This window comes from Streptomyces sp. NPDC058289, assembly GCF_042880975.1.
Lineage (GTDB): Bacteria > Actinomycetota > Actinomycetes > Streptomycetales > Streptomycetaceae > Streptomyces > Streptomyces stoeckheimensis.
This window is the reverse complement of record NZ_JBHVYI010000020.1, coordinates 92,783-107,227: the sequence shown is the minus strand read 5'-3', so window position 1 is coordinate 107,227 and position 14,445 is coordinate 92,783. Positions and strand designations below refer to the sequence as shown.

General features: G+C 69.9%; 13 protein-coding genes and 1 pseudogene. 8 read left to right on the top strand and 6 right to left on the bottom strand.

Translation table 11 applies throughout. The features are described from left to right. From ACFVX6_RS13265 to ACFVX6_RS13245, 5 genes are all read left to right on the top strand, one after another. On the top strand, window positions 1–294 hold a 294-nt coding region (locus ACFVX6_RS13265), incomplete at its 5' end, for an SCO5918 family protein (protein ID WP_389690823.1). A gap of 562 nt (window positions 295–856) precedes the next feature. After that, a complete protein-coding gene (locus tag ACFVX6_RS13260) occupies window positions 857–1,195 on the top strand; it encodes a MerR family transcriptional regulator (RefSeq protein WP_389690821.1) in 339 nt (112 codons plus the stop codon). Window positions 1,196–1,502: 307 nt separating this feature from the next. Next, window positions 1,503–1,862 carry a PRC-barrel domain containing protein gene (locus ACFVX6_RS13255; protein WP_389690819.1) on the top strand — a complete coding sequence of 120 codons (360 nt, stop codon included), beginning with the start codon at window positions 1,503–1,505 and terminating at the stop codon, window positions 1,860–1,862. Between the two features lie 110 nt (window positions 1,863–1,972). Beyond that, window positions 1,973–3,142, top strand: coding sequence for a PP2C family protein-serine/threonine phosphatase (locus ACFVX6_RS13250; RefSeq protein WP_389690817.1), 1,170 nt, complete (start codon window positions 1,973–1,975; stop codon window positions 3,140–3,142). Window positions 3,143–3,331: 189 nt separating this feature from the next. Beyond that, the gene (locus ACFVX6_RS13245; protein ID WP_389690815.1) at window positions 3,332–3,799 is read left to right on the top strand and encodes a MarR family winged helix-turn-helix transcriptional regulator; all 468 of its coding nucleotides are present in this window, start codon (window positions 3,332–3,334) and stop codon (window positions 3,797–3,799) included. 22 nt (window positions 3,800–3,821) lie between these two features. Here ACFVX6_RS13245 and ACFVX6_RS13240 read toward each other — a convergent pair whose 3' ends face one another. Next, window positions 3,822–4,322, bottom strand: a complete 501-nt coding sequence (locus ACFVX6_RS13240; RefSeq protein ID WP_389690813.1) for a MarR family winged helix-turn-helix transcriptional regulator — start codon at window positions 4,320–4,322, stop codon at window positions 3,822–3,824. 315 nt (window positions 4,323–4,637) lie between these two features. Here ACFVX6_RS13240 and ACFVX6_RS13235 point away from each other — a divergent pair, with 315 nt between their 5' ends. The 3 genes from ACFVX6_RS13235 to ACFVX6_RS13225 are packed head-to-tail and all read left to right on the top strand — an operon-like array spanning window position 4,638 to window position 7,698. After that, window positions 4,638–6,200 (top strand): PP2C family protein-serine/threonine phosphatase, encoded by a 1,563-nt coding sequence (locus tag ACFVX6_RS13235; protein ID WP_389690811.1) that lies wholly within the window; start codon window positions 4,638–4,640, stop codon window positions 6,198–6,200. Beyond that, on the top strand, window positions 6,197–7,279 hold the full coding sequence (locus ACFVX6_RS13230; RefSeq protein WP_389690809.1) for a B12-binding domain-containing protein: 1,083 nt from the start codon (window positions 6,197–6,199) through the stop codon (window positions 7,277–7,279). Before ACFVX6_RS13235 ends, ACFVX6_RS13230 begins: the two co-directional genes overlap by 4 nt. After that, window positions 7,276–7,698 (top strand): STAS domain-containing protein, encoded by a 423-nt coding sequence (locus ACFVX6_RS13225; RefSeq protein WP_389690807.1) that lies wholly within the window; start codon window positions 7,276–7,278, stop codon window positions 7,696–7,698. The genes ACFVX6_RS13230 and ACFVX6_RS13225 overlap by 4 nt, the downstream gene beginning before the upstream one ends. A gap of 76 nt (window positions 7,699–7,774) precedes the next feature. On the opposite strand, the gene ACFVX6_RS13220 is transcribed toward ACFVX6_RS13225, so the two are convergent. The 5 genes and pseudogenes from ACFVX6_RS13220 to ACFVX6_RS13200 form a co-directional block, all read right to left on the bottom strand. Beyond that, window positions 7,775–8,572 (bottom strand): hypothetical protein, encoded by a 798-nt coding sequence (locus ACFVX6_RS13220; protein WP_389690805.1) that lies wholly within the window; start codon window positions 8,570–8,572, stop codon window positions 7,775–7,777. A 331-nt stretch (window positions 8,573–8,903) separates the two neighbouring features. Beyond that, on the bottom strand, window positions 8,904–10,514 hold the full coding sequence (locus ACFVX6_RS13215) for a PQQ-binding-like beta-propeller repeat protein (RefSeq protein WP_389690803.1): 1,611 nt from the start codon (window positions 10,512–10,514) through the stop codon (window positions 8,904–8,906). A 172-nt stretch (window positions 10,515–10,686) separates the two neighbouring features. After that, window positions 10,687–11,241: pseudogene (locus ACFVX6_RS13210) on the bottom strand (thymidine kinase); the annotation flags it as partial. Between the two features lie 36 nt (window positions 11,242–11,277). After that, window positions 11,278–11,646: a 6-pyruvoyl tetrahydropterin synthase family protein gene (locus tag ACFVX6_RS13205; RefSeq protein ID WP_389690801.1), complete on the bottom strand. Its 369-nt coding sequence runs from the start codon at window positions 11,644–11,646 to the stop codon at window positions 11,278–11,280. 58 nt (window positions 11,647–11,704) lie between these two features. Further along, window positions 11,705–14,395: an AAA family ATPase gene (locus ACFVX6_RS13200; protein WP_389690799.1), complete on the bottom strand. Its 2,691-nt coding sequence runs from the start codon at window positions 14,393–14,395 to the stop codon at window positions 11,705–11,707. Between the last annotated feature and the right edge of the window lie 50 nt (window positions 14,396–14,445).

Genomic DNA, 14,445 nt, shown 5'->3' with positions numbered 1-14,445 from the left:
CGCTTCCCGTTCGAACTGACCAAGAGCGGCGTCCTGGAATCGATGAAGGGCATCAAGCCCGAGGAGATCGTCGGCGACTCCGTGATCATCGGCCGCCGCATCTACCCCGTGAAGCAGGTCGGCCAGGTCCTCACCCGCCAGGATCGCCGCGACTTCAGCGTCGGCGAAGTCCTCCGGGCCATGACCCAACTCGGCTTCACCTGCCGCGGACTCCCCCGGGCCGCCGTGCCCGCGGCCACCCTCAGTCCGATCCAGCAGGCATCCGCGATGCTCGGCGTCCCGATGGCGGTCTGACCGACCGGACCGGCGCGAGCCGACACCCGAACAGCGAGAAGGGCCCGACCGGCATGCCGGTCGGGCCCTTCGGCGTACGCAGGGCCTCCTACGTGGCCGCCCGGTCAGTGGCGCCGATTACCTCCCTCTCAGCCACAGGAAAATCTATCTTGGCTGGAGTAGACATTGAGCAGTGGCGTGGCTATGATTTCTCTCATACCAGAGAGACGGCAGGGCCCGGCAGAGACGAACTGCCGGGCAGCGGTACCCGCAGTACACGTAGTAGTCAGTGAGAGCAGCACCCAGAAGGCAAGCAGTTGATCACTGAGGGAAGAACGGAGGATCCGAGCACCATCGGGATCGCCCGGGTAGAAGTCTGAGCCCGGGTACCGCAGGACATCGACAGTGAGGTGATCTCCGGTCAAGCAACCGCGATCCCCGCATTCCCGGCAGCATCTCGGCCGGGTCGGCGGAAACACGAGGTCGGCGCAGTATCAGGGCCGGCAGATGGTGTATTAGTTCCTTCGGGGCCCTGGTGCCATAGGCGCCAGGGCCCCTCCACGCGTTCCATGAGAGAGGTGCAATGACAGCAGACGATTCGTTCGGCCGGCTTGACGACGACGACTACCCCGCCTACACGATGGGCCGGGCCGCAGAGATGCTCGGCACCACGCAGGGTTTCCTCCGTGCACTCGGCGAAGCCCGCCTCATCACCCCGCTCCGATCCGCCGGCGGCCACCGCCGCTACTCCCGCTACCAGCTGCGCATCGCCGCCCGCGCGCGCGAGCTCGTCGACCAGGGAACTCCCATCGAGTCCGCCTGCCGCATCATCATCCTCGAAGACCAACTCGAAGAAGCACAGCGCATCAACGCCGAATACCGCCGCGCCGCCGGATCGTCCGCGCCGCCGACTTCGACCTGAGCCGAAGTGCCCGTCCGGGCCGGCGGCCGTGCGACCTCGAAGCACTTCGGAGCTACGCCGCCCGCTGTTCCGGCTTCGAGACCGGTTCGAGGTCCGCCCCGGCTTCAGTACTGCGCGGCCCGGTAAGGGCTGTGCAGGCCTGCCGCCCGGCCGGTTCACCCGCGCGGCAGGCGCAGGACCCTGCTCGGGGTACGTCACCGGAGTCGTGTGCTTACGCGGTGGGAACCGGGGCACCCGGATGGGACCGTACAGGCCGGGGATGCCGATGGCCCGGCATCCCGGGTAGCCGAGGACGAGGAGACGAGCCGTGAGCGGTGTGTGGACGTACGCGCAGGAGAGTGGCTACACGTCGCAGCAGTCACTGGCGGGTTTCACCGTGGAGGCCACGGACGGTGTGATCGGCCATGTGGACCGCCAGCAGGACCAGCCCGGCAGGCAGCACCTGGTGGTCGACACCGGCGTGTGGGTGTTCGGCAAGAGCGTCCTGATCCCGGCCGGCGCCGTCACCGCCATCGACACGGACGCGCGAACGGTGAAGGTCTCGGGCACGCAAGAAGAGATCAAAGCAGCCCCTCGGTTCACCACGGACAGCGAGACGGCCGACGACGGATACCTGTCCGCGGTCGGCGACTACTACGTCGCCCTCCGGCGTCCGCTCGCGCCCTGATCCCACCGATCACCGGTTCTCGCGAACAAGGCCGCTCACTCCGGGTCGGGCCGCCGTCCAGACGCGCCGCCCGCCTCTTTCCGACCACTCTGTGAGAGACGACGCTCGCCATGAAGAACTTCCTGGCCGTGGAACGCGCGCTGCGCACCGCTGCCCCGCACGACCTTCTCCGAACGGTTCGCTGCGCGCTCGTCACGCACTACGAGGCCCTCGAAGTCGACCTCCTGATGGCGGACTACAGCTTGAGCGTCCTGCAGCAGGTCACCGCCCTGCCGGACACCGCGGAGCCGCTGCCTCTCCAAGCCACTGCGGAGGGCCGGGCTTTCGGCAGCCAGGAGCCGTACGGCCAGTACTCGGCCCGGGGCAATGCCGTGGACCTCCACCTGCCGGTGACCGTACGGGGTGACCGGCTCGGGATCCTCACGGTGCGCATGCCGGATCACCTGTGCACGCCGGAAGTCGTCGGGGAGCTGACGGACATCGCGGAACTGCTGGGCCACGAGATCATCGTCGCGGAGCGGGACACCGATCTCTATCTGCGGGCCCGGCGGGCGAGCCGGCTGACGCTGGCAGCCGAGATGCAGTGGCAGTTGCTGCCGGGGCGGGCGTGCGCTCGACCGGAGTACGCCATCGGAGCACAGCTCGAGCCCGCGTACGACATCCACGGCGACAACTTCGACTGGTCCACCACCGCCGAAACCCTCACCATGACCGTCACCAACGGCATGGGGCAGGGGATCCAGGCCTCGCTCCTGACCAACCTCGCCATCAACGCCCTGCGCAACGCCCGAAGGGCCGGGGTCGACATCGCCGATCAGGCCGCGCTGGCGGACCAGGCGGTCTTCGGGCAGTACCAGGGCCGGGAGTACGTCTCGACCCTCCTGCTGTGCCTGGAACTGTCCACGGGCCACGGCCAGGTCGTGGATGCCGGATCACCCCAACTGTGGCGGTACCGGGAGAGATCCGTGGAGAGGATCCACTTCGAGGAACAGCTCCCTTTGGGAATGTTCGAGGAGTCGCACTACGCGGTGCAGCGCTTCGACGCGCTCCCGGGGGACCGTTTGATCTTCGTCAGTGACGGCGTCTACGGGGCCGCGGGCCAGGGCGGCGTGGCCTACGGGGAGCGGGCACTGGCCCGGGCCATCCACGCGACCGGTCTCCTGCCGGCCGCGGCGGTGCCGCGGGCGATCCTGGAGGAGTTGACCGCGTACCGTGACACCGCCGCCGAAGACGATGCGCTGGTCACCTGCCTGGACTGGTTCGGCCGACCCCGGGCTTAGGTCGTCTCTTTCGGATCCTGTCGGTCAGGCCCGCGCGACGGACCGTCCTTCCGGGGCGAAGTCGTGGGACCCACGGGGGATACTTTCGCCTCAGAGGGCAGACGCGACGCATCCCTTTCGGGCGACGGGCCGTCACCGGCGGTTCGGCGTGGAGGGAACGCACCTGCCCATGGGGGAGTGACGGCCGGCATGGACCGCGCGGGACCCGAGGACCGACTTTCCGCCACGGCGCGGGAGGTCGCGCAGGCCGCGACGGGCCTGGTCGATCTCTGGGACCGCACCGCCCAAGCCGCCTCCCCCCGGTTGTCAGATCTGCAGCTGCGGGCCTTGACGGCCACGCGCCGCCACCCCGGCATCAACCTGACCCGGCTGGCCGAAGAGGTCGGGGCGCGAGCGCCCGCCGCCAGCAGGCTGTGTGACCGACTCGAGGCCGCGGGGCTGCTGCACCGCCGGCGGAGCGAGGACGATCGGCGCGAGGTCGGCTTGGTTCTGACGCGCCACGGGCACGAGGCGATCGACGAGCTGCACGAGCGACGCTTCCAGGCACTGCGTCAGGTGTTGGGGGACATGCCCCCCGATCGCCGCCGGTGCTTGCTGGAGGGCCTGCGCGCCTTCACCCGAGCCACGGGCACCCCGCCCGGAACATGGACCGGATGAACGCCGGCCGGGCTCGTGGAGCTCAGGCGGTGTCGGGCAGGTTCTCCTCGCCACCCTGGACCTCGCCGAGCCCGATACGGGTCTCGGCCGCGTCGCGGAAGGCGGCCAGGCCCTCGGCCAGGGAGCGCCGGTCCCGGGGCGACATCCGCAGAAGTACTTCGGCTGCCTTGTGGGTGCGCAGGGACCGGGTGTCCGCCAAGACCGCGTGTCCGCCCCGGCTCAGGGTCAGCTCGACTTCCCGCCGGTTGTTCCTGCCGCGGGAGCGCTGCAACAGGCCTGCCGCTTCCAGTCGGTCGCACAGACGGCTGACTGCGGGCGGTGCCGATCCGAGTGCTTCTCCGAGGTCACGCAGGTTTATCCCGGACCGCCGCTCGATCACGGTCAGGGCGCGCAGTTGCGACGGTGGGACCGGCCCCACGGCGGTTTCCCGAATCGGGTGCCACAAGACTTCGAGCAGCTCCGCGACAGCACAGGCGTCAACAGCCGCCTGCTCATCGGCGAGGGAGTGGACGGCTCGGGGCATCTCACCACTCTGTCAGCCGGGAGCCCGTTTGTCAGGCGCCACTGCATACCGACGAGCCCGGCGGGTACGCCTTCGCGAGCAGTGCGGGGGAAGCCGTGTGCAAGCTGTGTGCATGCTGTGGGGGAAGGGGGCAGGAGAGGGGTGCGGTTGTCACGCGGAGGGCACGTGGAGGATAGTTGCCGCAGGGCAACTATCTTCTTCGATGTGATGGGGTGAGGGGTTCGCGCAGCGGACCTTCAGTATGTGGTGAATACCACCGAGGCGATTTCAGACCCTTCCGTGGCCGGTGGCCCGTGGGGTGAGGCGCCCTATCCGGTGCTCGTGACGGACGACCATTCGGTCCTGCTGTTCGTCAACGAGGCGGCCGGCCTGATCTTCCCCCGTGCCCGCCCCGGCTCGTCCATGGCGGACGCGGTACCCGCCTGGCTCTCCTCGGCCCGTGCGCGGCCGGCCGGCGCCGGCATTCCCACCGTGCAGGGCCCGGTCGACGACCGCGTGTACGAGGCCCACCCGACGGTGCGCGAGGACGACACGGTGGTGTGGTGGCTGGTCGACGACACCGACCACCGGCTGGCCCGCGAAGCACTGCGGGTGGAGCGCGAACGTACGGCGTTCCTGACCGAGGCGTCGAACCTGCTGCTGTCGTCGCTGAACCTGGAGCGGTGCATGGACGTCACCGCGCGCATGGCAGCGGAACACCTCGGGGACGCGGCCCTGGTGATCGCTCCGTCCCGGGGCCGCGAGCTGCCGGTGGTGACGTGCCTGCGCGGCGGGTCCCCCTCGTCGTCCCGCATCGGCGCCGACCCCGACCAGGTCCCCGGACTGGGAGAGGCGCTTCAGGGGTTCCCTCCCGTCCCCTCCCGCTGGATCGACCCCGCCACCGCGCCCGCCTGGCTGATCCCCGACGGATTCGGCGCCGTGGGGTCCATCGTCATCACTCCCCTGCCCGGGCACGGTGTCCCCGCAGGGGCCCTGGTCCTGCTCCGCGGTATCGGATCCAACCGGTTCAGCACGGAGGAAGAGGTGTTCGCCCGGCTGTTCGCCGCGCGTGCAGGCGCCGCGATGTCGGCCGCCCGCCTCTACGCCGAACAGACCTCCATCACCGACGTCCTGATGCGCGAGCTCCTGCCGCCCTTGCTGCACCAGGTCTCCGGCGTGGACTACGCGGGCGGCTACCGCCCCTCCAAGAAACACGAGCGGATCGGCGGAGACTTCTACGACGTCCACCCCGCGTCCGAGGACGGCGACGCGTCGCTGGTCGTCCTCGGAGACGTGTGCGGCAAGGGCCTGGAAGCCGCCGTGATGACCGGGAAGATCCGCAACACGCTCCACGCGCTGCTCCCGATAGCGCAGGACCACCAGCGGATCCTGAGCCTGCTGAACACCTCGCTCCTCAACTCCCACAACACCCGCTTCGCCACCCTGGTCCTCGCCTCCGCGATGCGGGAAGGCAACACCGTGCGCCTACGGCTCACCAGTGCCGGCCACCCCGCACCGCTGATCCTGCGCTCCGACGGCCGGGTCGAGGAGGCACCGACCAAGGGCACCCTGGTCGGCGCGCTCCCCCAGGTCACCGCCGAAACCGTGCAGGTGACCCTGGCGCCGGGCGAGACCTGCGTCCTCTACACGGACGGGATCATCGAGGCGCGCGGCGGCCCGATGGGCGGTACGCAGTTCGGTGAGGAACGGCTGTTCCGGGCACTGTCCGAGTGTGTGGGCATGCCCGGCGAGGCGGTGGTGGAGCGGGTGCAGATGCTCGCGTCCCAGTGGGTGGGGACCGGCAGCCACGACGACATGGCCGTCGTCGTGATCTCCGCCCCCCTCTCCAACCACCTCAGCGCGGTGGACGGCCATACGCGGGGCAGGTTCACCGCATGAGCATCGATACGGTGCGGATCCCCGCACTCGGACTCCTGACGGACCACCTGTGGGATGCCGCTCTGCGCGGCGACGAAGCGGCCGCGACCTCAGCGGTGTGCAGGGCGCTGGACGAGGGCCTGGACGCGGAGGCCGCCCTGCTCGATGTGATCGCTCCCGTTCAGGGACGGGTAGGCGGGGAATGGGCGGCCAACCGCATCACCGTCGCCCAGGAACACGCCGCGACCGCCATCAACGAGCGGGCAGTGGCCGCGGTCGCCCAGCACCCGGCGGCCCGCACGACACCCACACGCGGCCGGATCACGGTGGCCTGCGTCGACGGCGAATGGCACGCCCTGCCCGCCCGGCTCCTGGCCGAGGTGTTGAAACTGCGGGGCTGGCGCGTGGACTATCTCGGCGCCCAGGTCCCCACTCCCCACCTCATCGCACACATCCACTCCACCGGCCCGGACCTCGTGGCGCTCTCCAGCTCGATTCCCACCCGCCTGCCCACCGCGCACGCCACGATCACCGCCTGCCAGGCCGCCGGGACCCCCGTCCTGGTCGGCGGCGCCGCCTTCGGCCCCGACGGCAGGTATGCCCGTCTGCTCAAGGCGGACTCCTGGGCACCCGACGCCCGCAGGGCGGCGCAGGACCTTGCCCTTCGTCCGCTGCCCCGCATCCGGCCCGACCACCATGCCATCGACGACCTGCCCCACCTGGCCGACCAGGAGTACACCGTGGTCGCCCGCACCCGACCCCAGCTCGTACGAGCGGCGTTCGACAGGCTGGAGGAGGCCTTTCCGGCGATGCGCGGCTACGGCGAGACCCAGCGCGAGCGCACGGCCGAAGACCTCTCCCACATCGTGGAGTTCCTCGCCACCGCCCTCTACATCGACGACGAGGAGGTCTTCACCCGCTTCCTCCAGTGGACCGCCGGCATCCTGACCGCCCGCGGCGTCCCCGCCCAGTCCCTGCCCCCCGTGCTGGAGATCCTCGGCCGGGAACTGAAGGACTTCCCCCGGGCGGGCGCGATCCTCCGCGCCGGCCGCGCCTGTCTGACCAGTGTCCCCTTCCCCGCCGCCAGGACCTCCGCATGAACTTCGTACCCCCGCGCCCGCTCCGGCTGACGTACGTCGACACGGACGACACCGTACGCATCGAGCTGCACGGCGACTTCGACCACGCCTGCGCCGACGGCCTCCTGGACGGCGTGATGCGGCTGCTGGCCGACCGCAGCGACCTGAGGAACCTCCACCTGCACTGCGGGAACATCACCGCAGTCGACTCCACCGGCCTGGCGACCCTGCTGATGATCCGACGGCACACCGACACGGCCGGGGTGCGCCTGCACCTCGTCGACAGGACCGCCCGCCTGGACCGCATGCTCCGGCTCACCGGAACCCTCGAGCACCTCACGGACACGAGCGACAGCACCACCTCCGGTGCCGCCCAGGAACAGACCACGGCCGCGCAGGAAGCGATCCCGGCCCGCTCCGGCGGTTCGGACGCCACCTGACGGCTGCCGCCTCGGCGATGCGACAGGCACTCCACCACACACGCGTAGAGGTCCAGCGACGGGGTTGCCTCCGGACTCACGGAGGCGAAGGGGAGGTCCTTTTGCCGAGGGGGTCTGGGGCCGGGTCGCCGGAGAGGCGGACCGTGCTGAGGATGCGCATGACCAGGTCGTCGCGTACGGCTCCCTGGACGCCCGACCGGCCGTAGAAGTCCCAGGCGACGAAGTCGCCCTTGGAATTCTTGAAGCCGAAGGCGATCGCCCAGCCGTCCCCCGCGCACTTGTGGTCCTTCTTGGCGCCCTCGGTGCGGGCCTTCACGTAACTCCCCTTGACCCCGGCCTTGGTTGTGTAGGCCACCGGCTTGTCCCACTTGACGGCCTCCTTGTCCGGGGATGCGAACGCGGAGTACGCCCAGGCCGTCGCCGTCTTCTCGGCGACCTCGTCGGTGGTCTTTGCGCCGTCGGCACCCTTGGTACCGGTGGACGCGAGCGCGATGTCGTTGACGTAGCCGTCGCCGTTGGCATCCAGACTGCACCACTTCTTCTTGAAGAAGGCGGGCGCGGTGTGCCCGATCACCGGCTTGTCGGGGTCCTTGTCGTCCGAGAAGCCGCTGAAGATCTGCGGCTCCAGGACTTCCCAGTCCGGCGGCACGTCGAAGGCGGTGCCGTGCGCCGGATTCACCACGACCTTCCAGCCCTTGACCGTCGACTTCACGGCGCCCGGGGCGCCCGAGGACACGGAGCCGGACGGGGAACCGGAGGCGGGTGCAGGGGAAGCCGGCCCCCCGGCGCCGTCCGCCCTGTCGCCGTCCCGGAAGAGGACCGCGGCGGTCACCGCGACGGCCACCCCCGCAGCCACCGTCACCGATATCGCCACGACGGCCTTGCGCCGGGGCGCGGAACGCGGCGCCGGTCCGGGAGGCGGAGTCGGCGCGCCGGACGGGTACTGCTGGTGCGTACCGGGCGTGGCGCCCTGCCAAGGTTGGCCGAATGCGCCAGGTCCGTAGGGGCCGGTCTGGGCGCCCTGCTGTCCGGGAACCGGCTGCCGGTAGGGGTTTTGCCCCGCGTTCTGCCTGCTCTGGTCCCCATCGGGCGTCTGCTGTCCTGGCCACATGGCGCGCAACAATAGGGCGGTGGCCGCCGCTCGTCACGCTTCGAGGGCGGGGAGGGCGCGGATCCGGCCACCCTTCCCGCCGGGGTCCCGCGACCTACTTCCCGAAGGACAGCAGGGAGTGGTCCACCTTCTTCGACTCCGGGCTGCGTACGGTCCCGTTGAGCAGGAAGACGCGTCCCTCGACCCAGGCCAGCCGGACGCTGGAGGTGTAGAAGGCGGATTCGGGCCCCTTGGCGACCGTCGGGCTCTGCAGGAATATCTGGGGCAGGCCTCCGCCCGTCGGGATGGCCGCCATCGCCGCGGACAGGCCCTTGTCCGTGTCGACGTAGACGACGACCTTCCCCTCCTCGATGGCCAGCGGGAACATGACGCGGCCGTCGGGGCCCGTCGTGCGCCACTTCACCTGACCGGTGTTGAGGTCGACCGCGATCACCTCGTCGGGCTTGTCGACGTCCAGCGGGTACTTGGTATCGGGTGTGCCGCCCGCGATGTAGAGGGTGTCCGCGTCGGCCACCGCCGCGTTGCAGTCGTGCAGGTCGCCGCTGCCGCTGCCCCAGCCGTTGCACCGCTTGCTGACCCCGAAGGCGGCATTGGTCTGCGAACGGACCTTGCCGTCGGCGGCGAAGGCCGTGATGTTCCAGACCTTCTCCTGCGTGTTGTAGGTGCTGACGACGAGCGGGTCCACGGACAGGATCTGGCCGAGGTTCGAGCCCTTCGCGTACTGGTGGCTCCACTTGGCAGCGCCGGTCGCCGGGTCGATCTCCTCGATCACCGACTGACGGTCGGCCGAGTCCTGGCCGAAGCAGTCGCGTACGAGCATCAGCCTGGCGGCGCCGCCGCCGACCGTCGCAGGGGTGCAGCCGGTGCTCGGCGTACCGAAGAGTTTGTGCCCGTCGGTGACCGAGAAACCGCTCACGACCGCGGCACGCGCCACCGCGACGGTGTCCCCTGAGATGGCCAGCCGCAACTCGTCAGCCTGGTCGAAGGCCTTCTCCTTCGGTATCTCCAGCTTCCAGCCCGCCTGGCCCGTGGCGAGGTCGACCTGCTGGAGGTGGGTGCACTGGGAGGTCGCGCTGTCCTTCTCGCGGACCCCGACGACGATCTTCCCGTTCGGGCCGGGACTCTCCGGGACCCCGCACAGCGGCGTGGCGAGGGGAAGCTTCCACTTCTCCTTGCCGTCGGTCGCGGTGTAGGCGGTGACCTCCTTGAACATCGCCTTGATCACGGCGTCCCCCACCCGCCAGGGGCCGTGCTGTGAGGCACCGGAGCCGGCCAGTTCGGTCCGGTTCGACAGCAGCCAGACCCTGCCCTCGCCCGGCTGGATCCCGGCGTTGGGGTCGAAGACGAACGGGGGGCCGCCGGGGCCCTGGCCGTCTCCCTGGTCCACGGACGCGGACGGGGCGGGGGCGGCGGAGTCGCCGTCCCCGGCGTCGCCGGAGCCGTCGCGCAGGAGGATGTACGAGCCGCCGCCGAGGGCGAGCAGGGCCGCGACCAGGGCCGCCACCAGCACGCCGGTCCTGCCCCGCAGGCCGCGGCGGGGCGGGCGCACGAAGTCCGCTGCCTGCAGCGGCGGTTGCGCGTACGGATTGCCCGGTGCGGGCCCCGATCCGGGCTGTGGCGTCCGGTAGACCGAGCCGTAGCCCGGCTGGACTGCCTGCGGTTGCCGATCAGGGCCCGGCAGTTCGTCGAAGTCGCGACGGGTCATGGGGTCAGTGTGGCTGGCGGGACGGCCGAACCGGGATACTTTTTTAGGCTACTTCCCGTCACCGTGCCCGGTTCCGGCCCTAGTTCCCCAGCGCCTGTACCCGCCGGGTGCAGGCGTGCTCACCCAAGTCGGCAGCGTCTCCCTCGCGCACGCCGCGTTCGGGCTCACCCTCTCAAGCGTGGTTGACCGGAAGGACGTCCGGGGAGAGGGCTCCGGCCTGGGCCGAGGCGCTCGTCATGCGGCGGCGGTGGTGGCAGAGGACCTCGTAGCCGATCTCCTCCGCCGGGCGGTTCACGTCACCGACGACTACCTGCTCGCCCTCGACCACCATCTCACCACCCACCGTGCGGGCGTTGTGCGTGGCGCGGGCGCCGCACCAGCACAGGGCCTCCACCTGGAGCTGCTCCAGACGGTCCGCCAGCTCGATCAGGCGCTGGGAGCCGGGGAAGAGCTTCGTACGGAAGTCCGTGGTGATGCCGAACGCGAAGACGTCCATGTCCAGGTCGTCCACGATCCGGGCCAACTGGTCGATCTGCTCGGGGGCCAGGAACTGCGCCTCGTCCACGATCACGTAGTCGGCCTTGCCGCCCTTGGTGAGCTGGGCCACCACGTACGCGTACAGGTCCATGCCCTCCGGAGCCTCCACCGCCTCCGTCACCAAACCGAGGCGGGACGAGAGCTTGCCTTCCCCCGCCCGGTCGTCACGGGTGAAGATCACGTCCGTCAGGCACGGGCCCGGAGGGCGGTCCCGATCACCCTTACCTCAGCCGGGCCGGTACTCGGCCCAGGTCTTGGGCGTCTCAGAGATCCTGACAGCCGTGAGCTCGGGGATTCGTTCCGTCCAGAGGTCGTAGATCCATACGGCAAGATTCTCTGCCGAGGGCGAGGCACCCCCCCCCATCGCCTCATTCAAGTGACGGTGGTCGAGGGTCTCATCCATCCATTTCTTGAACGCATCGAGATCCCGGTAATCCCGCACGAAACCCGCCTCCGTGAGGTCCTCCCGGCGGGCGCAGAGCTCGAGAACCACGACGTAGTTGTGCCCATGCATGCGGGCGCAGGGGTGCCAGCTCGGCAGTCGGTCGAGAACGTGGCTGGCCGAGAAGTGAAACTCCTTGGTGATCGTCAGCATGGCCACCCCAGTCTGCCCACGAGCGGCGGAACTCCCCCCGGCATGAGTGCTTCGCGCATCACCGATCGACCTCGCCGTCACCGAGAATGGCGCGGTTGAGCGATACGCCGGCCAGGAAACGCTCCCGCATCGCGTCATCGGCGATCAGGTCCGCCTTGCGAAGGACTGCGCCCCTGGCACGGTCGAGCAGTGCCCGCGCCTCGTCCTCGGATCCGCGCGCCGAGAGGACGAGCGCCGAGTGGTAGAGAACCTCCTCGGTCCGCAGCGCGGGCATGTCCCCGACCTCGTCCAAGATCCGGAGAGCCTCCCGCGCATGCTCCTCGGCCCCCTCCACGTCGCCCTTGCGCACCAGGATCCGACTGCGCAGGGAATGAGCGGCAATCTCACTCCGCACCATGCCGCTGCGCCGCGTCTCGACACATGTGGCGACCGCCAGCCGTTCCGCCGCGTCGAGGTGCTCCCCGTACTCGCCCGCATCGTCGAGCAGCACTTCCGCATAGAGGTTGCGCACGATGGGGACCAGGTTGGCCAGCCACGTCCGCTCGGTTTCCGCCCAGGCCTCGGCGATCAGGCGACGGCTCTCGACCGGGTCTTCCGAACGCTGCGCGACGATGCGGGCGAGAAGTGCGGCATTGTAGGCGTGCCAGGCACTGTCACCGCCGCGGTCCGCCTCGAAATCGAGAGCCTCGCGCAGGGCCTCCTCTGCCTTCCCGTAGTCCCCGAGGCCCACATGCACCTGGGCGAGATAGTTGAGCGCTATGGGCAGCTCCGCCTTCAACGGCTCGTCGCGCAACCGCGCGACACACCGGGTCAGCCTCGTCAGCGCCTCGATCAAGTGCCCACTGTCGAAGAGGGTGATGCCGAGCTGCATCTCTCCCAGGTTGCGGGCGTGCTGCAGGACCGGCTCCCCGCTGCCGCCAAGGCGCGGGTCCGAGGCGTACATGCGTTCCGCCTCCCGGAGCTGCGCCAGGCCGTCGGCAAGCCTGCGCTTGGAGACCTGCCGGCCGTATTCGACACGGGCCACGAAGAGGGCGACCGGGTCCCCGTGCTCCTCGGCCAGTTCCACGGCAGCAGCCAGCTTGACCAGTGAAGGTACGAGTCCCTGCGTGGCGAGGAGGGTCTTGCCGCGCAGCAGCGTTGCACGGATGGCCAGTTCCGGCTCCGCGCATCGCCTCGCCGCAGCCTCCGCCTCAGCCGCCAGGTCATCGATGTCGGGTCCGCCCGCAGGCCGGCTCTGTCCTCGCCAGCGCACCTCGGTCAGCGAGAGAAGCAACTCCACGGCCTGTACGAAACGCCGGTCCCGGCCCTCGGTGCCCGTCGGTAGATCCCGGGTGGCTTTGATCACCTCTTCACAGTGCCGCTCGGCCTCGGCGAAGGACAACCCTTCCGTGGCCGCGTCGCGAGCAAGCGCGAAATGGGCGTCGGCCGACGCAGCGAGACAGGCAGGGCCGCCCTGTCTCAGGTGACGTGCGATCTCCAGCCGCCGCTCCAGCGAGGTGGCCTCCGGTCGCGCCTGGCTGAGCGCCACCGCGATGCGTGCGTGTCGCGACCGCATCTGTTCGGCGCTCTGTTGTGCGTAGACAACGCTCCACAGCGCGCGGTGCTCGAAGCGGTAGCAGTCCGCTGCCTCCCAGCGCGCCCACGCGGGAGGCTCCTCGGGGACGAGCAGGCGGTGGTCCCGGGCGATCAGCCGCAGCCGCTCCATCACAACGTCATGAGACAGACCCGTGACCGCCGCGACCGTGCCCGACAGGAACACGTCCCCTTGGGCGGCTCCGGTGACAAGCAGAGCCCGGTCCTGCTCGGTCAGCGTGCGCAAACGCTCCTCCACCACCCTCGAGAGGGTGGGCGGCAGGGCCACATCGGCCCCATGGCCGGGGCTCCACTCGTCCAGGCAGAGCGTCACGAAGATGGCATGGCCACCTGTCAGCTCCGCCAGCCGGTGCGAGAGGGCGGGCGGAGCCGCCGGGTGCCGCTGCGCGACGAGTTCGGCGATCGCGTCCTGTGGCAGTCCCCTCATCGTCCTGCGTCGTAGCAGCCCCTCACTGGCCCAGCGGTGCAGCAACGACTCGACCTTGGATTCACGGCCGTCCGCGTACGCTCCATCGCTCGTGTGACTGAGTACGACGGCGAGCTGCTCCTGCGGCAGTTTGCGCAGAAGCAGGTCGAGGACGAACTGGCTGCTCTCGTCGATGTGCTGGATGTCGTCGATCACGAGCACGGTCGGCGGGCCCTGCCTGACCACCTCCAGCAGGCCGTCCACGATCCGGAGCGCCGCCGCATGCCGAAATGGCAACAGGCTGTCGAAGGGCATCGACCCGGAATCGAGAGAGGCCTCGGTGATCTCCCGTCCCAGGGTGAACACCGCCCCGAGTCCGGGGACGATCGCGGACAGCACCTCCGGTGCCGATCGGACCACCCCCTGCCCGGTGGCGCCGAGCATCCTCCTGAAGACGCCGCGCCGCTTGGGTTCCTGCTCCTCTCCGAGCTTCAGGAGCAGATCGAGCACCGGCCCGTACATCAGGTCCGGTCCGATTCCGGGTTGGCACCTGGTGGACACGATCCGGTACCTCGCGGGGCCCGGCGACACGACGGCCTCGGCCTCGAACGCCCTCAGCAGAGCGGACTTACCCATTCCTGACACACTGTCGAAAGCAAGGGCCTGGCCGCCTCGCCCCTCCGCAAGCGCCGCCAGGACCGAGCGCAGTTCCGTCATGTGCTCAACGCGATCGACGAATCCGATCGGCACTACGCGTCCCCCGTCTCATCGCTTTCACGGAGCTTCCCAGCCCACATCGG